This window comes from Paenibacillus sp. RC73 (genome assembly GCF_044908085.1).
Lineage (GTDB): Bacteria > Bacillota > Bacilli > Paenibacillales > Paenibacillaceae > Paenibacillus > Paenibacillus terrae_A.
Genome location: NZ_JBIYCV010000006.1, coordinates 22,923 through 49,550 on the forward strand (window position 1 = coordinate 22,923; position 26,628 = coordinate 49,550).

General features: G+C 50.2%; 22 protein-coding genes and 1 riboswitch. Of the genes, 5 read left to right on the forward strand and 17 right to left on the reverse strand.

The genetic code is table 11. The annotated features are described in order from the left end of the window. Positions 1–44 precede the first annotated feature (44 nt). The 3 genes from ABH897_RS15365 (at position 45) to ABH897_RS15375 (ending at position 3,776) form a co-directional block, all read left to right on the forward strand. Positions 45–1,166 carry an LCP family protein gene (locus ABH897_RS15365; RefSeq protein ID WP_283654657.1) on the forward strand — a complete coding sequence of 374 codons (1,122 nt, stop codon included), beginning with the start codon at positions 45–47 and terminating at the stop codon, positions 1,164–1,166. Positions 1,167–1,250: 84 nt separating this feature from the next. Next, positions 1,251–2,567 (forward strand): glutamate-1-semialdehyde 2,1-aminomutase, encoded by a 1,317-nt coding sequence (locus tag ABH897_RS15370; RefSeq protein WP_283656190.1) that lies wholly within the window; start codon positions 1,251–1,253, stop codon positions 2,565–2,567. A gap of 249 nt (positions 2,568–2,816) precedes the next feature. Next, on the forward strand, positions 2,817–3,776 hold the full coding sequence (locus tag ABH897_RS15375) for a DMT family transporter (RefSeq protein WP_283654656.1): 960 nt from the start codon (positions 2,817–2,819) through the stop codon (positions 3,774–3,776). Between the two features lie 167 nt (positions 3,777–3,943). Here the strand turns inward: ABH897_RS15375 and ABH897_RS15380 are convergent, their stop codons facing one another. The 14 genes from ABH897_RS15380 to ABH897_RS15445 all read right to left on the reverse strand — a co-directional run bounded on the left by ABH897_RS15380 (position 3,944) and on the right by ABH897_RS15445 (position 18,657). Then, on the reverse strand, positions 3,944–4,348 hold the full coding sequence (locus ABH897_RS15380; RefSeq protein ID WP_404592372.1) for a sensory rhodopsin transducer: 405 nt from the start codon (positions 4,346–4,348) through the stop codon (positions 3,944–3,946). A 124-nt stretch (positions 4,349–4,472) separates the two neighbouring features. Next, on the reverse strand, positions 4,473–5,507 hold the full coding sequence (locus ABH897_RS15385; RefSeq protein WP_044646153.1) for a glycoside hydrolase family 88/105 protein: 1,035 nt from the start codon (positions 5,505–5,507) through the stop codon (positions 4,473–4,475). A 73-nt stretch (positions 5,508–5,580) separates the two neighbouring features. Further along, positions 5,581–6,708, reverse strand: a complete 1,128-nt coding sequence (locus ABH897_RS15390) for a rhamnogalacturonan acetylesterase (RefSeq protein ID WP_404519690.1) — start codon at positions 6,706–6,708, stop codon at positions 5,581–5,583. A gap of 36 nt (positions 6,709–6,744) precedes the next feature. Beyond that, entirely contained in the window at positions 6,745–7,584 is an 840-nt protein-coding gene (locus ABH897_RS15395; RefSeq protein ID WP_044646097.1) for a carbohydrate ABC transporter permease, read from the reverse strand. 5 nt (positions 7,585–7,589) lie between these two features. Then, the gene (locus tag ABH897_RS15400; protein ID WP_283654653.1) at positions 7,590–8,498 is read right to left on the reverse strand and encodes a carbohydrate ABC transporter permease; all 909 of its coding nucleotides are present in this window, start codon (positions 8,496–8,498) and stop codon (positions 7,590–7,592) included. Between the two features lie 223 nt (positions 8,499–8,721). Then, positions 8,722–10,014: an ABC transporter substrate-binding protein gene (locus ABH897_RS15405; protein ID WP_404581345.1), complete on the reverse strand. Its 1,293-nt coding sequence runs from the start codon at positions 10,012–10,014 to the stop codon at positions 8,722–8,724. A gap of 174 nt (positions 10,015–10,188) precedes the next feature. Then, entirely contained in the window at positions 10,189–11,748 is a 1,560-nt protein-coding gene (locus tag ABH897_RS15410) for a response regulator transcription factor (protein WP_283654651.1), read from the reverse strand. Continuing rightward, complete coding sequence (locus tag ABH897_RS15415; RefSeq protein ID WP_404519842.1) at positions 11,726–13,456, reverse strand: sensor histidine kinase; 1,731 nt, start codon at positions 13,454–13,456, stop codon at positions 11,726–11,728. The genes ABH897_RS15410 and ABH897_RS15415 overlap by 23 nt, the downstream gene beginning before the upstream one ends. Before the next feature lie 174 nt (positions 13,457–13,630). After that, on the reverse strand, positions 13,631–13,873 hold the full coding sequence (locus tag ABH897_RS15420; protein ID WP_044646105.1) for a hypothetical protein: 243 nt from the start codon (positions 13,871–13,873) through the stop codon (positions 13,631–13,633). Between the two features lie 37 nt (positions 13,874–13,910). Continuing rightward, positions 13,911–14,828, reverse strand: a complete 918-nt coding sequence (locus ABH897_RS15425) for an inositol monophosphatase family protein (protein ID WP_283654650.1) — start codon at positions 14,826–14,828, stop codon at positions 13,911–13,913. A gap of 123 nt (positions 14,829–14,951) precedes the next feature. Continuing rightward, a complete protein-coding gene (gene uvsE, locus ABH897_RS15430) occupies positions 14,952–15,953 on the reverse strand; it encodes a UV DNA damage repair endonuclease UvsE (protein ID WP_404581344.1) in 1,002 nt (333 codons plus the stop codon). Positions 15,954–16,085: 132 nt separating this feature from the next. Beyond that, positions 16,086–16,400 (reverse strand): hypothetical protein, encoded by a 315-nt coding sequence (locus ABH897_RS15435; protein WP_044646107.1) that lies wholly within the window; start codon positions 16,398–16,400, stop codon positions 16,086–16,088. A gap of 100 nt (positions 16,401–16,500) precedes the next feature. Then, positions 16,501–17,589 (reverse strand): D-alanine--D-alanine ligase, encoded by a 1,089-nt coding sequence (locus tag ABH897_RS15440; RefSeq protein ID WP_404581343.1) that lies wholly within the window; start codon positions 17,587–17,589, stop codon positions 16,501–16,503. A gap of 72 nt (positions 17,590–17,661) precedes the next feature. After that, positions 17,662–18,657 (reverse strand): amidase domain-containing protein, encoded by a 996-nt coding sequence (locus ABH897_RS15445; RefSeq protein ID WP_283654647.1) that lies wholly within the window; start codon positions 18,655–18,657, stop codon positions 17,662–17,664. Positions 18,658–19,112: 455 nt separating this feature from the next. On the opposite strand from ABH897_RS15445, the gene acnA reads away from it, so the two are divergent. Continuing rightward, positions 19,113–21,824: an aconitate hydratase AcnA gene (gene acnA, locus ABH897_RS15450; protein ID WP_404581341.1), complete on the forward strand. Its 2,712-nt coding sequence runs from the start codon at positions 19,113–19,115 to the stop codon at positions 21,822–21,824. A gap of 143 nt (positions 21,825–21,967) precedes the next feature. On the opposite strand, the gene ABH897_RS15455 is transcribed toward acnA, so the two are convergent. After that, a complete protein-coding gene (locus tag ABH897_RS15455) occupies positions 21,968–22,804 on the reverse strand; it encodes a YitT family protein (RefSeq protein ID WP_044646111.1) in 837 nt (278 codons plus the stop codon). Between the two features lie 509 nt (positions 22,805–23,313). Between ABH897_RS15455 and ABH897_RS15460 the strand changes: the two genes are divergently transcribed. Continuing rightward, complete coding sequence (locus ABH897_RS15460; RefSeq protein WP_283654645.1) at positions 23,314–23,466, forward strand: hypothetical protein; 153 nt, start codon at positions 23,314–23,316, stop codon at positions 23,464–23,466. 115 nt (positions 23,467–23,581) lie between these two features. Here ABH897_RS15460 and thiC read toward each other — a convergent pair whose 3' ends face one another. Both thiC and ABH897_RS15470 read right to left on the reverse strand, forming a co-directional pair. After that, complete coding sequence (thiC, locus tag ABH897_RS15465) at positions 23,582–25,369, reverse strand: phosphomethylpyrimidine synthase ThiC (protein WP_404581340.1); 1,788 nt, start codon at positions 25,367–25,369, stop codon at positions 23,582–23,584. A gap of 183 nt (positions 25,370–25,552) precedes the next feature. Continuing rightward, a riboswitch (TPP riboswitch) is annotated at positions 25,553–25,665 on the reverse strand. A gap of 107 nt (positions 25,666–25,772) precedes the next feature. Continuing rightward, entirely contained in the window at positions 25,773–26,516 is a 744-nt protein-coding gene (locus ABH897_RS15470) for an IclR family transcriptional regulator (RefSeq protein WP_404519695.1), read from the reverse strand. Between the last annotated feature and the right edge of the window lie 112 nt (positions 26,517–26,628).

The window sequence follows — 26,628 nt, forward strand, 5'->3', positions numbered from 1 at the left end:
GAAATTATAATGTAATGAATTGAAAAGCGAAAGGGAGAGCATTCATGACAAGCAGAACCAAAAGGACGATATGGTCGGTTCTAGCCGTGATTATCGTCGCGATTGTCGGCTTTGCCGTGTATTATTTTTCATCCATTTATAATCAACTGGACAATCTGCATAAAGAGGGTGCAAACTCCCCATTCAAAAATGTAAAGCAGGTCGATCAGGTGCGCACACCAGACCCGCCCAAGTGGGAAGGTACGGATCCGGTCAACATTTTGCTGATGGGTGTCGATGGTCGTGGTATCCAAAAAGGGGAAGTCCCCCGTTCGGACAGCATGATGGTCGTATCGCTGGACCCCGTCAAGAAAAAGATTCACCTCTTCTCTATTTTGCGTGATACGTACGTGGATATTCCCGGCTACAATAAAAATCGGATTAACACCGCCATTACTCACGGCCCCAACACGGCCATGAAGGCGGCTGGTGACCTGCTGGGCATTCCGGTGCAATACTATGTGTATACCGATTTTCAAGGATTTATAAAGCTGGTGGACGCCGTGGGCGGCATTGATCTTGAAGTGGAGAAGGATATGCACTATACAAGCAATGCGGATAAGCATGAATACGATATTGACTTGAAAAAGGGCATGCAGCATCTGGGCGGCAAAGAGGCGCTTCAATACGTGCGGTTTCGCCACGACGCCATGTCGGACTTCTCCCGGTCGGGACGTCAGCGTGCATTTTTGGAGGCTATAGCACAGAAAATGCAGAGCACGACCTCCATTGCCAATTTGCCGAGCATTTTGCAGCAGGTAAACCCGTTTATTGATACGAATCTTAGTGTCAACGATATGTGGAGGCTGGCAAACGTCGGCTACCAAAGCAACTTTGCTGGCAGCGAGCAGGTTCCGCCGATGAAGCTGCTCGGGGAAGAAAATGTAGGCGGCGCGCAGGTTCTTACCGTCCGCGATCCGGAAGAATTGAAAAAGTACGTGCAGGATATATTCAACAATCCTCCTGTACAGACACAGGAACAAAATAAGGATAAAAACAAAACAAAGCAACCGGACAGTGCATCATCGTCCAAGACAGATAAGGCTTCTTTCACGGGTGGCAGCAAAACCAGCAGTGATGCTGCTGCCACACAATCGTCAACAAAGACAGGACAAAAAGAGCTATAATGATGTATGCAGGGGGCAGCCATGAACGCTGCCCTTTGGCGTGTGTATATCCTATTTTAATGAACGGAAAGGAAGTTTTGGATGATGAAACGGGAAACCTCCGAAGCATTATATAAAGAAGCACTGGAGCATATTGTTGGGGGAGTAAACAGTCCTTCACGCTCTTTCAAGGCTGTGGGCGGCGGTGCTCCGGTATTTATGAAACGCGCCAAAGGTGCTCATTTCTGGGACGAGGATGATAATCGGTACATTGATTATTTAGCGGCTTACGGCCCTATTATTACTGGACATGCCCACCCTCATATTACCAAGGCCATTAGTGAGGCGGCGGCGAACGGGGTATTGTACGGAACCTCAACGGTATTGGAAATCAAGCTCGCCAAGATGCTAAAGGAAGCCATTCCTTCCATGGACAAGGTCCGGTTTGTGAATTCCGGCACAGAAGCGGTCATGACGACGATCCGTGTTGCACGGGCCTATACGAAGCGAAACAAGATCATCAAATTTGCAGGCTGCTACCACGGTCACTCGGATCTGGTACTCGTAGCCGCAGGCTCTGGCCCGTCCACGCTGGGCATACCGGACAGCGCAGGAATTACGACCAACATTGCGAGCGAGGTGATTACCGTGCCTTTCAATGATCTGGACGCGTTGCGCCAAGCCTTGGAGCGTTGGAGCGACGATGTGGCAGCAGTCATGGTCGAGCCGATTGTCGGCAATTTCGGCATGGTAATGCCGCAGCCCGGTTTTCTGGAAGGGCTATGCTCAATGGCACGGGCGAACGGTTCACTCGTTATCTATGACGAGGTCATTACTGCGTTCCGCTTCCACTACGGCTCCACCCAAACGTACGCCGGGTTGGACAATCATGATGCGATTCAGCCGGATTTGACCGCGCTGGGTAAAATCATGGGCGGGGGCCTGCCGATCGGTGCCTACGGTGGCAGCAAGCATGTGATGGAGCAGGTTGCTCCACTCGGCCCGGCTTATCAGGCGGGCACCATGGCGGGCAACCCGGCTTCCATCTCGTCAGGCATTGCATGCCTTGAAGTCCTTCAAGGCGAAGGCGTGTATGAAGAGATGGAACGTCTCGCTGTGAGACTGACGGATGGTATCGCTTCCTCAGCCGCACGCCATGACGTGCCGTTGACGATTAACCGCATCCGTGGAGCATTCTCGACGCATTTCTGTGATCATCCGATCACGAACTACGATGAGGCGCAGGATACAGACGGCGAAGCGTTCGCTTCCTTCTTCCGTCATATGCTGGATCGCGGTATTCATCTGGCCCCATCGAAGTATGAAGCATGGTTCCTCACAACGGCACACACAGATGAAGACGTGGATGCTACGCTGGAAGCGGCGGACGATTCTTTCCGTGCGATGGCGCAGGGCAAGTAAGCAGATCGGTACGACATGATGGAATCTTGATAGGATAAGGGCCGGAAGCAGCTTTAAGGACTGGGATATCCCACCTTTGAGACTGCCTTCCGGCTTTTTTAATTTGCCAACTGTACCCGTACAGTTGTACGTTTTATGGATTGTATTAAATGACACCATCCGGGTATATTGGGAGGAGCAACATGTTGAAATCATTCAGCGCAGGCTAATTAAAAAAAATGCCTGAGCCATTCATTACGGAGGTTTATCATGCACAGTCGTTCCAAAACTGGAGCCGCCTATTTGGCTGCTCTCAGCTATGCCGCTATACTCGGTTTTTCATTTTTGTTTGTGAAGCTGACGGTCACGGAAGCCAGCCCGCTGGATGTAATCGCCCACCGCTTTGCTTTGTCTTTTATCGCTTTGACGGTTCCGGTAGTGTTGGGCTGGATCAAGATTAATATCACGCGGCGCGATATCCTGCGTATTTTACCGCTGGCGCTGCTCTCGCCTTTAGTGTATTTTCCACTGCAAGCCTTCGGACTGATGAGCACCTCTTCATCGGAAGGCGGCATTATTCAGGCAACCGTTCCCATCTTCACGCTGCTGCTGGCGTCCTATTTTATTAAAGAGCGGACTACGGTTGTCCAAAAGCTTTCCTTGCTGCTCTCTGTAGCAGGCGTTATTTTTATATTCGTGATGAAAAGCGGAGCGCCCATGGCCTCCAATAGCTTTGGTGGCATTCTTTTGCTCGTGCTCTCTGCTGTTTGCCTATCCGGCTATAACGTGCTGGCTCGTCCATTAACACAAAAATACAGTCCGATGGAGTTGACCTATGTTACTTCCATTTTGGGATGTTTCGTTTTTAACTTGGTGGCCCTGGGATATCATGCCATAGACGGCTCTATGAGCACTTATATCGCTCCCCTAGTAAAGCCTGATTACTGGCTGGCACTGGCTTATCTGAGCATTCTGTCTACCCTCGTCACCTCGCTGTTATCAAGCTTTGCCTTGAAGTGGATCGAAGCCTCGAAAATGAGTGTTATCGGTAATTTATCTACTCTCATTTCCATGATAGCAGGTGCTTATATTTTGAAGGAGCAGCTCGCATACTATCATATTGTCGGGGCAGTTATTATCATTATCGGGGTATTGGGCACCAATTTTGGAGGTCGGAGAAGCTTCGAGCCGCGAAAAGCGTCTGCTACAAAACCACTAAAAGTGGACTGAAAATGGATGTATATTTCACTTGTGGAATCTGTATAATTTTGATCGTTGACGCTTCTCTTGAACGATTTTGTCCTCGCAAAAAAGATATCCCCAGGCTGTCGTTTACTCCGGCTCGGGGATATCTTTTTTAGTTTATCTATTTCATTAGAATGATTTAAACCCATATTTCAGCCTTCAACCGGGTACGCCATGACACTCATTAGCGCCAGTTCCGGCTGTGTCGTGTCTAGTCTGCTATATTGTACAATCACCGGTACGTCGCTGGTGACCGTAATCGCATAGGGAATGCCTGCCGGAATCCGTTCGCCATCCCTCTCCAGCGAGGCCGTGCGGATATGGCGGGTTCGTCTGCCTTCTATCACCTCGACCAATCCTTCCAGCGGCTCACGGTCTTCAAAATAGATATCTATACTCAGCTTGGCCGCTAGAGTTCCACAGTTCAGCACACATATACTCTCATGACTAAGCAGCTCTCCCCGGCTTTCGGGTGGAATATATCCATCGGGAATCACCCAGAATAAGCTGCCCCGCGGCTGGTTTACTTTTTCCTGAGGAAGCTCAGTATTTCCCATGCTATCCGACTCCTTTCACCTAAAATACTTGCGCATCCCTATGCTGTCCTCAAAAATAAATCGCTGGCAGTGAATCTGTCACAGTGTTTGATCCTGACGAGTCAGCCGCAAGCAATCTATCTTTCTACGCGAATGGATTCTCCTTGGTACGCAGCAGTTGAGCCAGAAAGGCGAGCGCCAGTCCCTGTCCCCAGCCCTGAATACGTTTGTATGGTACGTTGCGGTAGCCATCAATATCGTTCATCACGGCAGTGCCAGCGGATACACCCGTCACGGTGCCGTCCTCCTTGATTCGGGAAAGAATACCGTCGATCGCCTTTTGCGTGTATTTGTTAAAAAGTCGCCCCTGCATTAGCAAAGCCGTCGCAATACCTGCGGAGCCTGAGGTTTCCAGATAGGAGGTTTCATCATTCAGCACCGTATGCCACAGCCCTTCCGGGGACTGCAGCCGTACCAGCGCACTGAGCTGGTCACGCAGCGAACCGTCGATGATCATGTAGGATGGATGCTGCACCTCCACGAATTTCAGCGCTTTTGCCATTGTGAGTGCAGCCCACGAATTTCCCCGCGCCCAGTAAATACCTGACATCCGGCTTTGGTTCGCATGATCCCAACCGTGGTAATACAAATTCGTATCCGGGTCCTGCAAAAATTCCTCATGCCCGTGATATTGCCGGATACCATCCTCCCAATATTCTTTGTTACCCAGCAGATGACCGATGCGCAGCAAATAATAGCCTGCCATAAACATCGTATCCACCCACGCTTGCTGCGGAAATACGTCATGAAGTGAATTCACCGTATGCTGGAAAATGCCGTCGGCGAACCGCTCGGCTTTCTTCGCCAGAAATTCCGCCATTTCGGTGGCGATATCAAGGTACTTTTGCTCTCCTGTAGCCTGATACAGCGTCAGCAAGCAGTGTCCCACAGACACACCGTTCACCGAGAGCGGTGGAAGTCCATCTGCAATATTTTCATCGACCCATTCCTTTAATTTGGTCAAATACTCCTCGTTCCCTGTTGCTTCATAGGCTTCACACACACCGTAAAAAGCCACACCACCCGGCCAATCCCAGCTATAGTCCATTTGAAATGTGCGTTCTACCACCCGGTCGATCACCTGTTTAATTTGTTCCTCATCAAAAATCAATGCAGGCATTTCCTCGTCTCCCCCTTTGGTAATTTTCACGTTAACTTCCTCCTTGACACCTGTTCGAGAAAAACCCGTCCGTCTAACGTAAATACATGCGTAAGGGCTGTAAATCCAGCCCCTTCACAGCATCCGCCACCATATCTGCAATACAGACCGCGCCGTTCTCATGAAAATGTGTATTATCCTCCAAGCCACTGGAAAAGTTCATGTATTCACCAGGCAGCAGCCACATAAAAAGCTCTTTGCTTTCCTCAGGACCCAACCGCTCATATAACTCCTGCGTGCAGGCAGCCAAGTCAATCAGCGACACATCTGCTTCTTCCGCCAGCTCGCGAACCGCTGTCACATAGTCTCCATGCGTGTCGGATAACGTACCATCCCCGTTAAAATAGCGACGATGCACAGGCGTAACCAGCACTGGAGTAGCCCCACGGCTTCTGGCTCCGTCGATATAGAGGCGCAGGTGCTCCTTGTAGGTCGTAAAAGGATCAGTAGCCCGTTCCGGGTCCGACTTCTGATCATTATGGCCGAACTGGATGAACAGGAAGTCTCCTGCTTTCATTTCAGTCAAAATAACGTCCATCCGTCCTTCGTCCACGAAGCTTTTGGAGCTTCTTCCCGATACGGCGTGATTATCCACGCAGACATCATGCTTGAACAGGGCTGGCAAAGCCTGGCCCCAGCCTGTATACGGATAGCCGGACGCGTCCTGATCCGTAACCGTGGAATCTCCGGCAAGGAACAGCCGGAGGGTCTGTGGCGCTGGCGCAATCTCCAGCGCATTGAGCCGCGGCGCGGTGCCAGATACGGCGAGGCGCAGCTTCCCGCCCCTGACGGGCACCGTAAACCGGGCCTCTGTGAACTGGCCCGGCAGCGTGTGTAACGGGGGCAGCACATGCTTGCCCTCGCCGGCTTTGAGCCGCGTGAGCGTCTCCGCGAGCGGATCGCCGAGCAGCACGGTGACGAGATACATCCCGTCCTCCGGTACATCGGCGACAAACGCAGTCCCCAGCGGGATGCAAAAGCGGCTTCGCAGCCGTGCGAGCGTATCCTTGGGTGCGGTTACGCCGGATAATCGCCTTTCCCGACCATACACATGATCCACGTCCTCAAACCCGTAGCCCTGCTCAGCAGTATACGAGCAATCCGGGGGGACTCCTGTGTAGCCATCCGCAGGCTCGCCCGGACCAAAATCAAACTTCCACATTCCACTCACCTCTCCGCTATAACCCTTAGCCCCACTTTATCCCTTCAAGCCGCTTGAGCTCATTCCTTGGACAATTTGCTTCTGGAAGGCGAAGAATACAGCGATAACCGGAACCAGGCTCAAAATGGACATCGCGAACATCCCACCCCAGTTGGAGGCCGATTCGCTATCAAGGAACATTTTAAGTGCCATAGATACGGTATATTTCTCCGGCGAATTCAGATACAGTACCGGACCCAGAAGATCCTCCCACTTCCAGTAGAAAGAGAAGATGGCCGCCGTAGCCAGCGAGGATTTGAGCAATGGCAAAATAATTCGGAAATACAGCCGGAATTTACCGCATCCGTCAATCGTCGCTGCTTCATCCAGCTCTATCGGAATCGTTCGGATAAACTGGACCATCAGGAAGATGAAGAACGGCATCCCGAAAAACGATGGCACGACCAGTGGCAAAATCGTATTGACCCAGCCGAGCTTGGTGAAAATAATGTATTGCGGTACCAGTACCACATCCCCTGGCAGCATAAGCGTCATCATCATCAGGGCAAACCAAAAGTTACGCCCCTTGAATTTCATACGTGCGAAGCCAAATGCGATTAATGAGGAGGAGAGCACCGCTCCTATCGTTGCAATCAAGACAATCGTGAACGAATTCAAGATGTACGTACCGAAGTTGTATCCACTTGTGCCCTTCCAGCCTGTCACATAGTTTTGCCAAATCCATTCTGTAGGGAACAAGGAACCTGCCGTGACGAATATCGTCCGACTCTCCTTGAACGAGCTGAACAGCATCCAGAATACGGGATACAGCATCAAGAGCGCCAGCGCAGCGACCAGAATGTGATAGATTGGCCATTTGAACGTTTTCCATGCCATCGGTATCAGCGCCCCTTTTCCGTTTCATAGAATACCCAGTATTTGGAGGTTATAAATAAAATTGCTGTCAGTATCGCGATCATAATGAGCATGACCCAAGCCATAGCCGCCGCATATCCCATGTTGCTAAACATAAACGCCTGTCGGAACAAATACAGCGAATGCAACATCGTTCCATCCATCGGACCGCCCTCGCCCTTGGAAATAACGTAGGCCGGAACAAAGGTCATAAAGGCGCTGATCGTCTGCATAATCAGGTTAAATAAAATAATCGGACTGAGCAGAGGCAGCGTAATACTGAAGAATTTTCGCACTGGCGAAGCGCCGTCCACGCTGGACGCCTCGTACATTTCAACCGAGATATTCTTCAAGCCGGCCAGAAAAATAAGCATGGAGGAGCCGAATTGCCATACGGACAAGGTGATCAGCATCGCAAGCGAAGCATTCGGATCACCAAACCATTTCACCGGAGTTGCCCCCAAGGCCAAAAGCAAGCTGTTTACAATGCCTTCATTGCTGAAAATGTTGCGCCACATGATGGACACCGCAACGCTGCCCCCGATAATGGACGGCAGATAGTACATTGTCCGATAGGTCCCGACCATACGCGATTTGGTATTCAAAATCATAGCCACAAACAGTGCGAAAATCAGTCGTAGCGGAACACCGACCAATACATACGTAAACGTAACCCTAATCGAATTCCAATATTTCGGGTCGGCTGTGAACATTTTTTCAAAGTTCCCCAGACCAATCCATTTGGGCGGGGTGAACAGGTTGTAGGATGTAAAGGACAGATACAACGAAATAAACATCGGAATTAATGTAAATGCCAGAAAGCCCACAATAAACGGGCTGATAAACGCATATCCGGTCATATTGGCTCTCAAGCTCTGATGATTTCGCAAGCTCATCAAGCCTCCCTTCTGTTGCATTTTGTTGATTAGCCAAACTTTTTATATTCATAATTCGTTGTTACATGTATTTCATCATGATATATAGAAGCAGCTTCTGCGGTTTGTTCGTCGTATTAACCGTGCGCAATCATGCTATCACTACGCACGGTTAACTTAACGAAACCGACCTTCGCCCCTATGTCAAAACGGTGTCAGACGCCTAAGGAATCCATTACGCTAATTACTGCTTGTTATTCGCAAGGATGGTATTCGCATCAGCCCGGAATTTAACCGCTGCATCCTCTGCCGTCATCTGCCCGAAATTGACCTGCTCAATATAATCGGTCAGGGTCGCAATCACTTCCGGTGATCCAACGGGCGGCGGTGGACTCATTGGAGAAGCCTTCGGCTCCATGGAAGCCACAAAATCAAACACCTGCTTCGTTGGCTCGCTCAGCTCTGCCGCTACAGCTTCCTTGATTTTGGCGGAAATCGGTACGCCCCGCTCACCTTTAATCAATTTATTCGCTTCTACATCATTCATCCAGAAATCAATAAACTTAGCGGCTTCATCCTTCACCTGTGAATGGGAAGCGACCGCCCAGTACATCGTAGGCTGCATGTATATACCTTTTTCCATATTCGGTCCAAACATTGGAGCCAACGCCATCGGGCGGTTAACAACCTGCTGTAAGCCTACATACTGATTGGACCATTGCCAAACGCCGATGCCCTTTTCTTTTACAATATCGGATTCTTCAATAATCCCCTTGGTCTGGTTCATGACTTCAGGAGACGGGGTTGCCTCCTTCTTAATCAGATCAGCCATACTGCTGAAGAAATCGACAAACAGCTTATCGTCGTCATACCCCAATCCTGTTCCTTCCGCATTGTAGAGAGACTTTCCATGTGTACGCAAATAGTAGTGGAAGAAAATATCGGCAACCATGGAGCTGTCAAAGTGTACTTTATTGGATGCTGCCTTCAAAGCCAGTTCTTTGTATTGATCCCATGTCCAGTTGTCAGGAATTTTGTCTATACCCGCCTTTTTGAGCAACGCCGGATCATACTGGAAGCCCAGCACATTGACACCTGTTGGAATACCATATTGCTTTCCGGCAATTACGCCGGTTTTGAGTACATTTTCGGTCACATCAGCAACCTGAATTTTTTGATTCAAGTAAGGCGCTAGATCCTCCAGTTGACCGTTTTTCGCATATTGGCTAATGTACGAAATGTCCATTTGTACGATATCCGGCAGCTGGTTTGCCGCAGCCTGCGGGGCGAGCTTTTTCCAATAGTCATCAAAAGAGGCATATTCCACATCAATCGTCACATTCGGATTTTTCTGCTTATACAGGTCAACGACCTTCTGCGTATATTCATGACGCGTATCCGATCCCCACCAAGCGATCCGCAACTTTACCTTCCCGTCTGTACTTGTGCCCGAATTGCCACCGCTGTTCGCTCCGCTGCATGCCGTCGTCAGCACGAGCAGCATAGCCATGACCAGAAACCATCCCTTTTTGCCCACTTATCTCTCCCCTTTTCGCTGTTCTAGAAAGGAGCCGTGTTACAAGTGACAACGTATTTACGCAAAATTGATAGCGTTTACATTTGCTCCTGTTGTTATTTTCCCAAAAGCAGAGAAGCATTGGAATACACAAATCAGATTTCCTGGGTTTAAAAAACAGAGGGGCTCCAGCGCTCATCCCCGTTCGTGTGACTTGATGTACTCTGATGGCGTCATACCCGCCCATTTTTTGAACACCTGGCTAAAATATTGGGCGTTCCCTCCGAAGCCGAACCATTCCGCCAGCTCAAACACCTTTACATCTCCCGTCTCCCGAATATGCTCAGCCGCACGTTCGATCCGATAGCGATTAACGTAATGTGAAAAGTTTTCACCCGTTACCTTTTTGAAAATTTTCCCCAGGTAGTCGGAATTCATGTACAGCATTTGCCCGGCCACTGCGTTCAGGGACAAATCGGATTTTCGATAGTTTTGCTCAATAATGGTGATCATTTTATCAACCGTAGAGGATTGACGGCTCACATTGCTCTTATAGTAGATTGCCGTCATTCGTCCGGCGGCCTCCTGCACAAAGGATTTGAGACAAGCAAGCGTTTTTTGCTCTGCCAGCACGGCCATTCGGCTCGTAAACTCGGAGCGCTCCTCTTCAGGGCATATACGGATCATGGCGGCATACAGCTGAAGCACATAGGAACGGGTCACCGAAATTTCCAGCTTCATACGGGACAGAATGCCAAACAGTCGATCCACTTCCTGTACAACCTCCTCCGTATTTCCAGCCTTGATCAGCAGACCAAACTTTTCCTCGTCCAGCTCCAAATCGGCCATCTCCCGTGGGTCCTCGGTCGCCAAATCTTCCTTCGTAATCAGACTGCCCTCCCCGGTATAGAAACGGTGATTCATACAATGCAGTGTCTCCCGGTACATCCCCCTCGAGTGCTCCATACTGTCAGACTCGCTAACCGCAACCGTTACCTCCAGCTTGTAAAAACGGCGAAACGTTGCACGTACCGCGTCAAGCTGCTCCATCAGCCTGGACGTATCGCCCCCGCTTTCCAGCACGATGAGCAGTTGGCCTTGCATGGTCGTTCCAAGCAGGACATCATCCATTAAATCCGCTGCAATATTTTGCAGCGCAAACAGATGCTCCGGCTCATGGGATTCCTCGACTCGCAGCAGTAGCATTCGAACCTGCTTATCTTGCAGCTCCAGACCGAATAACCGCTCATAAAAAGCGATATCCCGACTGCCGTAAGTTTTATAGGAAATAAACTCCTTCAAAAAATGCTCCTTCACATGCGGCAGCATACGCTGAAAATCAAGCTTCATCCGGTTCACAAACTGCTTGCGTTCCTCCTGTTCCTCCCGCTCCTGCCCCAACTCGGTCAACGCCTCATGGATTTGTCGCTCATTGCAGGGCTTTAATAAATAGTGCTTCACCCCGTATTGCATGGCCCGACAAGCATAGTCGAAATCTTTATAGCCGGACAACAGAATGAAACGAACATCCGGAAAATGCTCCGTCGTTTTGGCAACCAGGCCGATGCCATCCAATCCAGGCATAGAGATGTCGCTGATCACAAAATCAGGCGGACTGGCCTGAATCTGATCGTAGGCCTCAATCCCATTGCGTGCTGTACCCACCAGCTTTGTCCCTGCTTTGCTCCAATCTACCACCTGTGATATTCCTTCCAAAATCATACGCTCATCATCAACCAGCAGCACCTTGTACATGACCCTGTTCCCCTTTCACATATGGAATACAGACATGAATCGACGTTCCTGTTCCTGACTCACTGTGCAGTTCTATCCCCCATGGAGTACCAAATGTCAGGCTAATCCGTTCCTGAATATTGGTAAGGCCGATGCCCTGTCCACGGGTCGTGACCTGCGCGCTTCGCAGTTTTTCCAGAAAATCCTGCGTCATGCCCGGCCCGTCATCCTCCACCCGCAGGAAAAGCGCACCTTCCCTCACCCTGACAACAATAGAAATCCGACATGGCTCAATTTGCGGCTCCAGCGCATAATGAATTGCATTCTCCACCAAGGGCTGAAGCGTCAGCTTCGGAATCTGCGCATCCATCAGCTCCTCTGGCACATCCAGATGGAAAACAAGACGTTCATCGAAGCGTGTTTTTTGGATCGTTACATAACTTCGCACAATGTCCAACTCTTTCCGAAGTGGAATGAGCTGTTCCTCAAAACTGACCGCACTGCGCAACAGAAATGCAAGCGCCTCTACCATTTCTGAGATACGGTCCTGCTTATTCGCCTTGGCGAGCCAGTTCACAGACTCCAGCGTGTTATACAAAAAATGTGGATTAATTTGAGCCTGAAGCGCCTTTAATTCCGTCTCCCGTAGCAATAGCTGCTTCGCAACATTCTCATTAATCAGCTCACGGATACGGCGGATCATCTTCTTATAAGTCCGGTGCAGCAAGCCCACCTCATCCTGTGTGGAAAGCGGAACTGCGCCGAGTGCTTCCTCCTCCAGACGGTCGAGATCTCCTTTTTCAATTTTACGCATGTTCTGGATTAGTTGAACGATCGGCTTTGTAATACTGCCAGATAATCGGGCTCCCAGTGCCAATGCGATCAGAAGCATAATGACAAAAATAGCGCTTACAATTTCCTTGATTATAGTAATACTGCGAAACATATCATCAAAGGGGGTCATATGCAAATATGTCCAGCCCGTATAAGAGGATTTGATCTGGGCTGCGAAAAAGGTCCCGCCTGTGTAGGTCGCAATTCCGTAAGGCTGCTTCCGCGCAAGCTCGGCCTGCATATCACTCTCACTCAAAGGCGGTGTTTCGGGATAAATCATCTGCTTGCCATCTGTAATCATCAGTTGTCCGTCACGACCGGAGGTCTGCACACGATCCGCTACAATTCGGTCAATCCGCACACGAATCGCGAGCGTTCCGAGCCCATTTAACGTAAAATTGGTATCTGTAAAGGATTTGAATTGCCGCGCTGCCAGTAAGGAGGAGTGACCTGCCGCGTACCATGCGTTGGAACCGTCATATTCGGCTGCCAGCTCCGACAGGGTGGATCGAAGCTCTGAGGGAATACCCTCACGGTTGCCCGCACTCATGACCTGCCCCTCTTTGTCGATCACCATCATAGAATAGATATAGGTTTCAGAGCCTGCGAAGGCGACAAGCCTATTCGTTATTTTTTTACGCAGCACCATTTTGGTATACGGCGAGGTTTCTCTTTCCAATTGTAGCAAATAACGCTGAAGCTGTTCGTCTGTTGTCACCTTGAAAGTAACTTTTTCAACATCCTTCAGCTCATTTTCAATGCCGATTGAAGAAATGTTGAGTACTTCGGATGTCTTTTTATACATTTGATTATCATAAATATGAAATACGTATTTAAGTATGACTGCAACAACCGCAAAATTAACCAGCATGAGCACCGTAATCAGCAGTACCATTTTATGATGGATTCCGGCATTTTTGAAAGCGCTTTTAAAATAAGTGATCAGTGGATGTCGCCTCCTTCGCTCGTCCTGCGCGTTCCAGCATGGAATGGAGATTGCACGATAAAGCTGTACATCATACAAAATACCCCATGCCTTGGTCATTCGGCAAGAGGTATTTGTGTTCGCTCAGCGTTTGTCGGTTGGTTCCGATTTGTCCGCCTTGCTCATATATTCATCGTAACGGTCATCCAGTTCCCGTGCCATGCTGCGGTATTTACGCGTCTCTTCGACAATAGGGTCGATATGGGTTTGAATCCGCACCTCATATTTAGGAGTGAGCCGTTCGCGTTTTTTGGCCTCATTCTCACGAATTTCGCCTTCCGTCAGCAATTCACTGAGCTCGCGCTCCAAATCCTCGGATTGGCCCATCATCCTTCCTCCTTCAGGTATAAGCGATATAGGTGTATTATAACCCGGTTGCGTCTGCTTCTTTCAGTACTTGAATGAGTTGAGAATGAATAGCCGTATTAGTCGCTGCAATATGTCGCACACTAAGGTCATAAGGCCTGCCCAGCGTATCTGTGATCGTTCCTCCCGATTCCTGTACCAGCAAAGCGCCCGCTGCTACATCCCAGGCATTCAAACCGATTTCACAATAGGCTGACAGCCGTCCCGATGCCACATAAGCCAGATGCAGGGCTGCCGAGCCGAGTGCCCGAATGCCTCGTACCTGCGGTGTAAGTGCCTGTGCAATCTTCATATTCAGCGGCTGTGCAAAAGTGCGGTCCGGCGGGAAGCCGATGCACACCAGACTGTCTCCCAGTGTTTCTTCTCTGGATGCCCTCATCAGATTGCCATGTACATACGCGCCTTTACCTTTTTCAGCCACAAACATTTCGTCGCGGGACGGATCATAAATGACACCAACAATCACCTCTCCACAGTGGGCCAAAGCGATAGATACACTGTAGTACGGCAGGCTGTGTACAAAATTGGTTGTACCGTCTACTGGATCAATAATCCACAAATATTCCTCTTCACGAGCAGCCTCCAATGCACGGGCCGAAGCCTCGGCACCCGGCTCTACCCCCTCTTCGCCCAAAATGGCATGGTCGGGAAAATGCGTGAGAATCAGTCTGCGGATCATCTGCTCCGCACCTTTATCCACTTCGGTCACAAGGTCCGTCGGGGACTGCTTGGTGCTTAACTGCTCGACGGTCCCCAGTCTGCTTTTGATCCATTCCCCTGCTTTGGATGCCGCGTTAATGGCCACGGCGGTATAGCTTTTTCCTGATACAATATAGGGAACCTTTTCGTTTTCATGTTCATTCAACGTGTTCACTCTACTTTCTATATCATTGTTACGTGGTTTACGAAGCTGCATTACAGCACAGTCCTCTTAACCATCTCTGTTAAAGTACAATTTACTAGTTTACACAATCTAGTATACACAATATATTCCATAAAGTTTCTCTATTTGGGAACATTATCCGCAGAACCCTATTCTTTAAGGCGTAATTTCTACCGAAGCCCCATCTAGCACCTTTACTCCGTCACCTTCTCGTACACGCAGTTCCTTCATCAGCCCGAACAACGCTTCATCCTTGCGTTTGGCTTCCAGCATGACGTCAATCCGACCCGTATATCCGGCAATGTTACGCAAAAAAGTAAGCAGCGGCTCCACCTGAACACCGTCCGCATGACCGCGGGGGTCTTTTTCACTTTTGGGACTGGACGCATGGATTTTGGGTGGTAGTGGATTATCGGGAGAAGAACCCGTTTGAGCCAATTCCCCTTTCCATGTATCCAAAATGCCAGGCCACAGCTCCCACGGCTTCTCGCCCTCGTTATTTACCCATTGATGATGAATGTCGAGAACCATCGGCAGCCCCGTCCGCTTGCACGCTTCCAGCGTTTCCATCGCATTAAACGTTTTATCATCATTTTCCAGCGTCATTCGTTCCCTTAACGAAAGCTCCAGCGCACCTACTTGCTCTACAAAACGCTGACTCGACGTCACCTTGTCTCCATACGCGCCGCCGATATGAATGTTGTTCTTGGCATCCGCACCGAGTCCCATCGCCTCCAGCATCGCTTTATGATGCTTGAGATCGTTAATGGAGCTTTGCAGTACTTCCGGGCGGGGAGTGCTCAGCACTGTAAAATGATCCGGGTGAAACGAGACTCTCATCCCGTTCGCTTTGACAACATTCCCGACCTCTGCAAAATCAGCGGCAAGTGCCTGAAAGGGGTCCCAGCCACGCAAATCCTGATGAGTCGCCAGCGGAATCAGCTTGGATGAAAAACGGTAAACCTTGATATCGCTCGCCCGATTATGACGCAGCAACCGCAATGTATTATGCAGGTTTTCGGTTGCAATTCGTTCCAGCTTGCGGATCGCGGCCTCTCGATCTCCAATTTTGTTAAAGCTGGCCATCGTCATCGTTTTGGAGGGCGATGCATTTTGTACGGTGACTGACATGGCTACATAGCCGAACCTTACTATCATAGGGTGTCCTTCCTTTCAACAGATCGCAGTAGATGGCGAGGCCGCTTTCGTTCTGTAACCTCAATCCCTTTTCTACTGAATCATACCCGGAAAAGCCCCCTCTGATTCGGCGTTAATCTGTCCTTCACCTGTCTATTGCGCTCCAAAAAACATTTCATCCGCCAATGCGGTCTGAACTCTTGCTTCCTCTTCATTCAGCTTGCGAATGAGGATCATTTCAACCTCGGTCACTTCGTCGCCCTGAAAATTGATTTCGGCAATACAGCCGACAATCTGCACGATGGCTACTGCCACATTGTCCACGCTGTAAGCGATGACCTTCTGACCTGTGGGGAACACACGCAGGCCGGATTTAACCATTTTGCCGCGTCCGTATTCCAGCAGTTCGTACAATTCCTGTTCGCTCTTGAATTTGCACACAGAGTTAAATTCGGTTTGAAAGCCCATGTTTAGCCGCCACCTTTCGTGATTAAGGATTCTTGCAAATCCTAATTGTATACCATGTATATGAACAAAAAAGGGAGTGATCAGCTCCCCCTGGTTCGTTTTATGAGTTCTCGTAGTGCAGCGCAGACCTGCGTTCATAACGCTCCAGTGCCAGCGCAATCATGCGGTCCAGCAGGCTTTGATAGGATACGCCCGTTTCTCTCCACAGCAATGGATACATACTGAACGGCGTAAAGCCTGGCATCGTGTTTACTTCATTAATAAAAATATGTCCGTCCGAACGTCTGACGAAGAAATCGGCACGGGAAATCCCGCAGCCCTCCAGAGCGCGGAATGCTTGCAATGCGGCTTCACGGATACGATCCGCCACTTCCTCGTCCAACGGTGCCGGAATGAGCATTTCCGATTGGCCGTCCGTGTATTTGGCAGCATAATCGTAATAGTCGCTGGACGATACAATTTCGCCCGGTACCGAAGCAATAGGCTCGTCGTTTCCGAGTACGCTGACCTCGATCTCGCGGGCATCAACATACTCCTCCACAATGACCTTCAGATCAAATTGCAAAGCCAGCTCGACTGCCTTTTCCAGCTCTTCCCGGTTAGTGGCTTTGGAAATGCCGACACTTGATCCCAGATTCGCCGGCTTGACGAAGCACGGGTACCCTAACTCGGTTTCCATCTTGCGCACGAGGTCATGGCTGGTTTGCTCCCATTGTGTACTATTAAAATAACAGTATTTCACTTGGGGCAGTCCCGCATGCTCAAACAGCTTCTTCATGACGCCTTTGTCCATCCCTGCAGCAGAAGCCAGCACTCCCGCACCGACATATGGCATATCCGCCATTTCGAACAAGCCCTGAATCGTTCCGTCCTCACCAAAGGTGCCATGCAGCAGCGGGAACAGCACATCCAGCGTCTGCTCTCCGTACAGCTTGCCGAACAACATATCTAATGCCGCCTTCGTACTGCCCTCTGCACGCTCCAGCTTCAATTGCTCTACGGAAGCCAAAGGTGCGTCAAGCAGCGACCCTCTGCTCCAATCGCCAGCCTTCGTAATATAAAAAGGAATAATCTCATATTTCTCATAATCAAAAGCGTTCAGTACCGCATACGCCGTTTGCAGCGAAACCTCATGTTCGCCTGATTTGCCGCCGTACACCAGCCCTACGGTCAATTTTTGTTTTGCCATGCCTATCCTCCGCTTTCCTGCTTTCGTCATTGTGCCTGATTTGCGTCACTGTACCTGTTATAAACATTTCATTTAAAAATAGTCGGCGATGTGATAAAAGCGATACACCGTGTTGTCTGTCCACGCATACGAATTTTTGTAGTCCCAATAACGATGTCTGGAGCTTACCGTATGCGCATTGACAAGCGGCATGCCACCCGCATCAAAGGCCGTTACCACCGTGCTGTGCTGAAAGATGCCGTCACCATCCCAATCATAAAAAATGACATCTCCCAGCATAAGCTGCTCCGGACGGCTCACCTGCTCGGCGGTCAACCCCCACGAGCTGGAGCCCAAATACCGCTCCAGACTGTTGGAAACTGCCCAACTGTAGCTCCACAACTCACGTCCGGCGACCCGTCCTTTGTACCACCAGCCCGATTCTCTTTTACCAGTATAGTGGATCGGTGCTCCCCCTGCAAAGAGGCATTGCGAGATATAATTGGTGCAATCCACATCAAAACCTTCAAACTCCGGGTTGAAGCTATCCCACCACTGATCCGCATAGGCTGCCGCCTCTTCCCGGCGATATCGGCTGGGGCGTGCTGATGAGCCAAAGCCCAGTACACCTTGATTCAGCAGCGGCAGATTCCCTCCCTGATTAAACGAAGCCTGTTCAAACGGAACCTCTCCCCCCGCTGGCTTCCTTTCTGCCGGATCACGCTCGATTCTTGCTACCTGCCAGGCTTCCCCCTCACGCGTGAACGTCAGACGTTCCCGTTCAATCCGATCCTCCCGGTGAGTCATCCCGCCTTTTTCGTAAAAGAGCCGGACATGCAGTTGTACATCCACCACAGCCTCCTCTGGCGTATCCTGTACAATTCGCAGCGGCTTGGCGCGTGTTTCACTACGTAAGGGAGCGGCGTTCCGCTCGTTATACCACTGTTCCAATCTGGCCGTACGGGCCGCACGCTCCATCCGCTGGCCTACCTCCAGATATTCATCCGGCTGCGGAGCGCCGTTCACCTCACTCCGGTTATATTGGTTCACATAAGCAAAAAGGGCTTGCTTCCATTCCCGCTCCCCCATCCCTGTCCCTCCATTTCCGTCCCGCCATCCCTGTTTGGGAATAGCCGGAATACTGAATAACTTTCTTACTTCCCTCTATAGCCTGATATAGCTCTCTATCTATAAGTATGAATCTCTAAAGCTTGGTATGAACACGGAAACACGAGAAAGAGGAACGTTTTATTTTCCAGGCTTAGGCACATAAATTAGGCCAAAAAAACTTTACGGAATCGATTGAAAACGGTATACTTAATTCAGAAACATTATTTTGAAATTAGGTTTCATCTAATGAAACCATTGGAAATCTTCTTCTCCTCTATTATGAAAATAACGGTTATCCATAGGTTAATCAGTTATTCTTCAAATCAGCCATGCTGCTTTCATGAGAGCGTAACCAAATTAAACCAACTGTGCAAGACGTCGAAAAAACGACATCCCTATTTTCCCCAAGCATCCACTTCAAGGAGGTAATACTTATGTCAGGAAAAGATCAATTCTCCATTGCCCGCAGTCTCGAAGTTAACGGCAAGCCTTACCGTTATTACAGTCTCAAGGCACTGGAGGAACAAGGAAAAAACGGTATCGCCAAGCTGCCTTTCTCCATTAAAGTGTTGCTGGAAGCCGCTGTGCGCCAATTCGATGGACGCGCAATTACTGAGGAGCATGTGCAGCAGCTTACAGGCTGGGCTGAGGATCGTGACACCAACAAGGAAATTCCATTCATCCCTGCACGCATCGTGCTTCAGGATTTTACTGGCGTTCCGGTGGTTGTCGATTTGGCAGCCATGCGCGATACTGTGAAAAAAGCGGGCGGCGACCCGAAACAAATCAATCCGCTCGTACCCGTCGATCTTGTTATCGACCACTCGGTTATGGTCGATGCTTTCGGTACCAGCGAAGCGCTGGACTATAATATTAATGTAGAATTTGAGCGTAACGAGGAACGGTACCGTTTTCTGCGCTGGGCGCAAACGGCGTTCAACAACTTCCGTGCAGTGCCGCCGTCCACCGGTATCGTCCATCAGGTCAATCTGGAGTATCTGGCATCCGTGGCCGCCACCAAAACCATTGACGGCGAAACCGTCGTCTTCCCGGATTCCCTCGTCGGAACGGATTCCCATACGACGATGATTAACGGTCTGGGTGTTGTAGGCTGGGGCGTCGGCGGGATTGAGGCAGAGGCGGGTATGCTGGGGCAGCCGCTGTATTTTGTCACACCGGATGTTATCGGCTTCAAGCTGACAGGCAGTCTGACGGAAGGCTCTACCGCCACCGATCTGGCACTCACTGTAACCCAAATGCTGCGTAAAAAAGGCGTAGTCGGCAAATTCGTAGAATTTTACGGACCTGGCCTGGCTAACATCAGCTTGGCTGACCGTGCAACGGTTGCCAATATGGCACCGGAATACGGCGCAACGGTTGGCTTCTTCCCGGTTGATGCGGAAACGCTGGCCTACCTGCGCAGCACCGGACGTTCTGATGAGCAAGTGAGTCTTGTAGAGGAATATTACAAAGCGCAAGGCATGTTCCGCACATCCGATACGCCGGACCCTGTGTTCAGCGATACGATTGAACTGGATCTTGCTTCGGTTGTACCAAGTCTCGCGGGTCCCAAACGTCCACAAGACCGTGTTGAGCTTAGCCGCATGAAGGAAACCTTTGAAGGCATTATCCGTACCCCTGTGGACAAAGGCGGCTACGGACTGAGTGATGAAAAGATCGCGCAGAAGATTCCGCTGACCCATCCGGACGGCTCCACCAGCGAGCTGGGTACTGGCGCAGTCGTGATTGCGGCTATTACAAGCTGCACGAACACCTCCAACCCTAGCGTTATGCTGGGCGCAGGCTTGCTCGCCAAAAAGGCAGTACAACGCGGGCTCAAAAAGCCGGGCTATGTGAAAACCAGCTTGACGCCGGGCTCCCTTGTCGTGACGGAATACCTGCAAAAAGCAGGGCTAATCGGTCCGCTGGAAGCACTCGGCTTCCACGTGGCTGGCTACGGCTGCGCGACCTGCATCGGTAACTCCGGTCCGCTTCCTGACGAAGTGAGTCAGGCCATCACAGACAACGATCTGACGGTTGGTGCGGTCATTTCCGGTAACCGGAACTTTGAGGGCCGCGTGCATGCGCAGGTCAAAGCCAACTATCTCGGCTCACCGCCACTGGTTGTTGCTTATGCGCTGGCAGGTACGGTGAACATTGATTTGGTGAATGATCCGCTCGGTTACGATCAGGACAATCAGCCGGTCTACCTGAAAGACATCTGGCCAACCTCCGAGGAAATCAAGGAAGCGATCAGCCTGTCTCTCAGCCCGGATATGTTCCGTCGTAAATATGAGAATGTATTTACTGCCAACGAAAAATGGAACTCCATTCCGGTTCCTGAAGGCGAACTGTACGAATGGGATGAAAAATCAACTTATATTCAAAATCCACCATTCTTTGAAAAACTTCAAGATGGTGTGCAGGATATCAAGGAAATTCGTAATTCCCGTGTGCTTGCCCTGCTGAATGATTCGGTCACGACGGACCATATCTCACCAGCAGGCAACATCGCCCCTTCCAGCCCGGCAGGACTGTACTTGAAGGAGCATGGCGTGGAACGCAAGGACTTCAACTCCTACGGCTCCCGTCGGGGCAACCATGAGGTCATGATGCGTGGTACGTTCGCTAACATCCGTATCCGCAACAACGTAGCTCCCGGCACCGAGGGCGGCGTGACCAAATACTTGCCGACGGATGAGGAAATGTCCATCTACGATGCATCTATGAAATATCAGGCAGCCGATCAAAACCTGGTCGTTATTGCCGGCAAGGAATACGGTACAGGCAGCTCCCGTGACTGGGCAGCGAAGGGTACGCTTCTGCTGGGCGTCAAAGCCGTCATTGCAGAAAGCTTCGAGCGGATTCACCGCAGTAACCTGGTCGGCATGGGCGTGCTTCCACTGCAATTCCAGGAAGGCAACAGCTGGTCCAGCCTGGGTCTGAACGGCCGTGAAACGTTTGATATTCTCGGCATCGATAATGACGTGAAGCCGGGTCAAGAGCTTACGGTTGTTGCCAAACGTGAGGATGGCACGAAGTTCGAGTTCCCGGTAACTGCCCGTCTGGACAGCACCGTCGATATCGACTACTACCACAACGGCGGTATTCTGCAAACCGTATTACGTCAAATGATCGCAGACTAAGTTTTTGAACGTCAAATGTGAAGAACCCCCGATTGCAGCTCTATCTGCGAATCGGGGGTATTTTTTATCTATATAAAACAAAAAAGCCGATCCCTCAGGACCGACTTCCAACCATGTTACCCTATAACCTTCGTACTCGCCAATTACTTCGAAATATCCAAAAAACCCTCTCCGAACACGTCCCGCACGTCATGAATGGTGATAAACGCTGCTGTGTCGATAGCCTTCACAATCTTTTTAAGCGCCGACACCTCTTGCTTGCTGATGACAATATACAGAACTTCTTTCGGATTTTTCGTGTAGTACCCGTGGCCTGACAGGACTGTAACTCCTCGATCCATTTGGGTAATGACCATTTCTGCAATTTTATTTTGATGCTCCGAAATGATCATGACCGCTTTCTTCGGATTCAGACCTTCGATCATGAAATCCATAACCTTCGTACCGACGTACAAAATAACGATGGTCAGCATGAGCTTTTCCGGGCCAATAATAAAATAGGATGAAAATGCAACAATCAGATCAAAAAACAGCAAACCATAGCTGATATTCCAATCCAGATACTTGTTGGCGATCCGGGCCAAAATGACCGTTCCTGCTGTTGTACCGCCCACCCGCACGATCAAACCAATCCCGATCCCCACCAAAACCCCGGCAAATACGGCGTTAATCGTCGGCTCATGCGAATCAATCCGCCAGTTGGCCGTTAAATGTAAAAACAACGAGTTAAAAGCGACTGCAATCACGGTGTACAGGGTCGTTCTCTTGTCCAAAAATTTATACCCGACAATCAGCAGCAAGCCATTGATCACCAGATTGACGATCGAAGGGGACCACTGAAACAGGTAGTACAAAATAATCGTGACCCCTGTAACCCCCCCCTCGCCAAACTCATTCGGGATAACAAACAGATTAACAGCCAGCGCGAAAAAAAACGCACCCAGAATAATAAATGCGATGTCTGCAATTCTTTTTTTCATATATGTCCTGGTCCTTTCTCAAACATTTCAACGGATGAATCGCCAGATGGATTGGCTGACTCTAGTAGCTAAAACACGCTTACAACCAGTTCATGGTATCCACTCCCAAACATAAAGTCAATACAACTTTGACACTTTAATTCGCCACCAGACTGACTTCATATTGACTTCAGGACTTTGCAAAATCCTCACTTATATAAGGATATTCGACAAAAAAACACGGTCCCGACTACTAAACTAAGAAAACGGGCCTCTGGCCCTTGTTCTGGACCTAGGCACATTTTCCCTCAGAATGACCATACACCTAATCCTCATTTTGGACACATATGACCATCTTCCTGTTTTATGTCAAAAGCGTTTTAATTTGAAAAAATGCGTTTATAATGATTGAAACATTACCAAGCAGTCTACCCGGTATTACGACATCAAGTACATACGAATAGTCCTATACAGACGTCCTAAGCAACTCAATCTGAATTTGACAAAATGGAATTGGAGGAACTACCTGCATGAATACAATGAATTTAACTGTACACACCTTGATGCCTTTCCATCAACAATACCAACGTGCCAACGCGGTGAGTATGCAGAAGAAAGAAGACAGCTCGGAGAAGAAGCTCAGCTTTCAGGACATTTTGAATGAGAAAATGGGTAAAAAATAAAGCCGCCCTTTATCCGGTTGCATGATCTCGCTTTACATAAGCTAAAAAGCCGTGGCCCCTACAATCTGTAGAGAACCACGGCTTTTGTTATTCATGCGTTCATAAGTTTAAGGATTTACTGCCCGTCATCCCGATACTGCTCTGCCTTCTCACGCATCCCGGCGGCTACCGCTTCTTCGGTGTTCAGCCCCTTATCCGCCGCATAGGCGCGAATGTCCTGCGTGATACGCATACTGCAAAACTTGGGACCGCACATCGAGCAAAAGTGTGCTTCCTTGGCTCCCTCTGCTGGCAGCGTCTCATCATGGTAGGACAGAGCCCGCTCAGGGTCGAGCGAAAGATTGAACTGATCGCGCCAGCGGAATTCAAAGCGTGCCTTGGACAAAGCATCGTCCCGCTGCTGCGCCCGTGGATGGCCTTTTGCCAGATCGGCAGCATGTGCCGCAATTTTGTAGGTAATGACACCCTCGCGGACATCATCCTTGTTCGGCAGGCCCAAATGCTCCTTCGGCGTAACATAGCATAGCATGGACGTCCCGAACCAACCGATCATTGCCGCCCCGATAGCCGAGGTAATATGATCATATCCGGGTGCAATATCCGTCGTGAGCGGTCCCAGTGTATAAAAGGGAGCTTCCTTGCAAATTTCCATTTGCAGTTCCACATTCTCCTTGATTTTGTGCATCGGGACATGTCCCGGTCCTTCAATCATGACCTGAACGTCGTGCCTCCAGGCAATTTGCGTTAACTCACCCAACGTATCCAGCTCAGCAAACTGTGCCTCATCATTCGCATCATAGATACTACCCGGACGCAGACCATCCCCGAGGGAAAAGGCCACATCGTAGGCTTTCATGATTTCGCATATTTCCTCAAAATGCGTGTACAAAAAGTTCTCCTGATGGTGCGCAAGGCACCATGCCGCCATAATCGACCCTCCACGGGACACAATTCCTGTCATTCTACTTGCCGTCATCGGAATATACCGCAGCAGCACGCCCGCATGAATGGTGAAATAGTCCACGCCCTGCTCCGCCTGCTCAATCAGCGTGTCACGATACAGCTCCCACGTTAGCGCCTCGGCTTCGCCGTTCACCTTTTCAAGCGCCTGATACAGTGGTACAGTCCCAATCGGCACAGGGGAGTTACGGATGATCCATTCACGTGTCGTATGGATGTTACGGCCTGTGGACAGGTCCATGACCGTATCCGAGCCCCAGCGTACAGCCCAGGTCATTTTCTCCACTTCCTCCTCGATGGAGGACGTAACCGCAGAATTACCAATGTTCGCATTAATCTTCACGTGAAAATGACGCCCAATCACCATCGGCTCACTTTCCGGGTGGTTGATATTTGAAGGCAAAATAGCTCGTCCAGCCGCCAACTCCTGTCGAACAAACTCAGGTTCCACCCCTTCGCGGATGGATGCAAATTCCATTTCGGGCGTAATGATCCCTTGCCGCGCATAATGCATTTGCGTTACACTACGCCCTTGCCGCGCACGGAGCGGACGGTTGGTTACGCCGGGAAATTCAGCCGTCTCCCGTTTGGAGCCGGGCTTCAACCCGTTATCCTCTGGCTTGACGGCACGCCCCTCGTAAGCCTCCACATCGCCCCGTTCCAGTGCCCAAGCCCGCCGTAATGGAGGCAAGCCCTGACGGATATCGACCTGATAGGCTTCGTCGGTCATGGGACCGCTCGTATCGTACACACGTAACGGCTCATGATGCTCCGTGCCCTGTGGCGTATGTGTGGGATGCAGGGCGATTTCACGCTCCGGTACGGCAATGTCCGGCCGCGAGCCTTGAATATATACCTTGCGGCTCCCCGGAAAGGGCTTCACCCCTCCTGTCTGTTCATCCACTGCGTTCCCTGCTGTTCCTTCTGTTTCTGTCGGTTTCATTGTCCATTCCTCCCGTTTCGATGAAATGACACACCGATCCGGAACCATCCCCAGGCTGGCTGATCTATGCAAAAAAGCCGGTTCCCCAGGGAACCGGCTAATCTAACGAAACAGCTATGCAGACGGCTACGCACGCGGAATCATACTCCGATGCATTGCCATAGACAGCGGCTACGTATACATTTCAATGGCCGATTACTTCCCTACGCTGGTATGATCCAGATCAGGTGCAAAGGGTCCGAAATCTAGTGCGATTCCATCTCAGCCCGGCATTACAGGCTCCCCCAGTAAATGTGATAATTCTATTCGCATGAGGCGGCTATAACTGACAACCCGCCATCCCCATCAGATTACTTCAAATTTACGGCTTTGGCAACCCTTCTCTGGTCCCTTTTTCCAAAGATTATGGAAGCATAAGCCCCATTTCCTTTGCCGCCTCGATCAAAATCGGTGCAAAATCATGCAGCGTCTCGGGCGCTAGTCGGCTGACCGGACCGGATACAGACAAGGCCGCAGCGACCTGTCCCTTCCGATTCACGATAGGCGCAGCCACAGCAGCAGCGCCCGGCTCCCGCTCCTCATAGCTGGTCGCATAGCCCTTCTCACGAATATCCTGCAATTGAGCCTTATAGACCTCCGGGTCTACCGAGGGCGGCCATTCATCCCCGCTTAGCAGGGCTTCCAGCTCCTGCTGCGGCATAAAGGCCGCCAGCACCTTGCTGGAGGCTCCTACAGCCAGCGGCATGCTTGCACCCACTGGCGCAACGCGGCGGATCGCCTGATTGCTCTGCACGGCCTGAATGCGGATACGCATACTGCCATCGCGCAGGTATAGGCTGACCGTTTCGCCCAGACGGTCACGCAATCCTTCCATCGCTGGCTGTAATAGAATCGCCGGCTCGTCGCTTTGCGACAGATGGGTGGATAGCTCCCATATCCGGATGCCGAGCCGGTATTTTTCCGTTGCGGGATTCCGAACGACAAAGCCCCGATCCTCCAGCGTGGTCAGCAGCCGATGAACGGTACTTTTATGTAAACCAATTTTGGAAGCAATCTCTGTTAGACCCAGATCGGAATCTCCAGTAAAACACATCAGTATATCAAGCGCACGCTCCACGGCGCGAACCGTTAATTTACGGTCTTCCATTGTGAACCGCTCCTCTTTGTTCCATATTCGTTTCACACCATGAAACATGGTTACATAAATTATATAGAATAGTCGCGGCTACTGTAAACCAATGTTTTTGTGACAGCCATAT

What these genes read in the sequence shown, in the direction of transcription:
- ABH897_RS15365 (WP_283654657.1), top strand. Translation starts at nt 45, where the DNA reads ATGACAAGCAGAACCAAAAGGACGATATGGTCGGTTCTAGCCGTGATT.
- ABH897_RS15370 (WP_283656190.1), top strand. Translation starts at nt 1,251, where the DNA reads ATGAAACGGGAAACCTCCGAAGCATTATATAAAGAAGCACTGGAGCAT.
- ABH897_RS15375 (WP_283654656.1), top strand. Translation starts at nt 2,817, where the DNA reads ATGCACAGTCGTTCCAAAACTGGAGCCGCCTATTTGGCTGCTCTCAGC.
- ABH897_RS15380 (WP_404592372.1), bottom strand. Translation starts at nt 4,348, where the DNA reads ATGGGAAATACTGAGCTTCCTCAGGAAAAAGTAAACCAGCCGCGGGGC.
- ABH897_RS15385 (WP_044646153.1), bottom strand. Translation starts at nt 5,507, where the DNA reads ATGCCTGCATTGATTTTTGATGAGGAACAAATTAAACAGGTGATCGAC.
- ABH897_RS15390 (WP_404519690.1), bottom strand. Translation starts at nt 6,708, where the DNA reads ATGTGGAAGTTTGATTTTGGTCCGGGCGAGCCTGCGGATGGCTACACA.
- ABH897_RS15395 (WP_044646097.1), bottom strand. Translation starts at nt 7,584, where the DNA reads ATGGCATGGAAAACGTTCAAATGGCCAATCTATCACATTCTGGTCGCT.
- ABH897_RS15400 (WP_283654653.1), bottom strand. Translation starts at nt 8,498, where the DNA reads ATGAGCTTGCGAAATCATCAGAGCTTGAGAGCCAATATGACCGGATAT.
- ABH897_RS15410 (WP_283654651.1), bottom strand. Translation starts at nt 11,748, where the DNA reads ATGTACAAGGTGCTGCTGGTTGATGATGAGCGTATGATTTTGGAAGGA.
- ABH897_RS15415 (WP_404519842.1), bottom strand. Translation starts at nt 13,456, where the DNA reads ATGGTACTGCTGATTACGGTGCTCATGCTGGTTAATTTTGCGGTTGTT.
- ABH897_RS15420 (WP_044646105.1), bottom strand. Translation starts at nt 13,873, where the DNA reads ATGGGCCAATCCGAGGATTTGGAGCGCGAGCTCAGTGAATTGCTGACG.
- ABH897_RS15425 (WP_283654650.1), bottom strand. Translation starts at nt 14,828, where the DNA reads ATGCAGCTTCGTAAACCACGTAACAATGATATAGAAAGTAGAGTGAAC.
- uvsE (WP_404581344.1), bottom strand. Translation starts at nt 15,953, where the DNA reads ATGATAGTAAGGTTCGGCTATGTAGCCATGTCAGTCACCGTACAAAAT.
- ABH897_RS15435 (WP_044646107.1), bottom strand. Translation starts at nt 16,400, where the DNA reads ATGGGCTTTCAAACCGAATTTAACTCTGTGTGCAAATTCAAGAGCGAA.
- ABH897_RS15440 (WP_404581343.1), bottom strand. Translation starts at nt 17,589, where the DNA reads ATGGCAAAACAAAAATTGACCGTAGGGCTGGTGTACGGCGGCAAATCA.
- ABH897_RS15445 (WP_283654647.1), bottom strand. Translation starts at nt 18,657, where the DNA reads ATGGGGGAGCGGGAATGGAAGCAAGCCCTTTTTGCTTATGTGAACCAA.
- acnA (WP_404581341.1), top strand. Translation starts at nt 19,113, where the DNA reads ATGTCAGGAAAAGATCAATTCTCCATTGCCCGCAGTCTCGAAGTTAAC.
- ABH897_RS15455 (WP_044646111.1), bottom strand. Translation starts at nt 22,804, where the DNA reads ATGAAAAAAAGAATTGCAGACATCGCATTTATTATTCTGGGTGCGTTT.
- ABH897_RS15460 (WP_283654645.1), top strand. Translation starts at nt 23,314, where the DNA reads ATGAATACAATGAATTTAACTGTACACACCTTGATGCCTTTCCATCAA.
- thiC (WP_404581340.1), bottom strand. Translation starts at nt 25,369, where the DNA reads ATGAAACCGACAGAAACAGAAGGAACAGCAGGGAACGCAGTGGATGAA.
- ABH897_RS15470 (WP_404519695.1), bottom strand. Translation starts at nt 26,516, where the DNA reads ATGGAAGACCGTAAATTAACGGTTCGCGCCGTGGAGCGTGCGCTTGAT.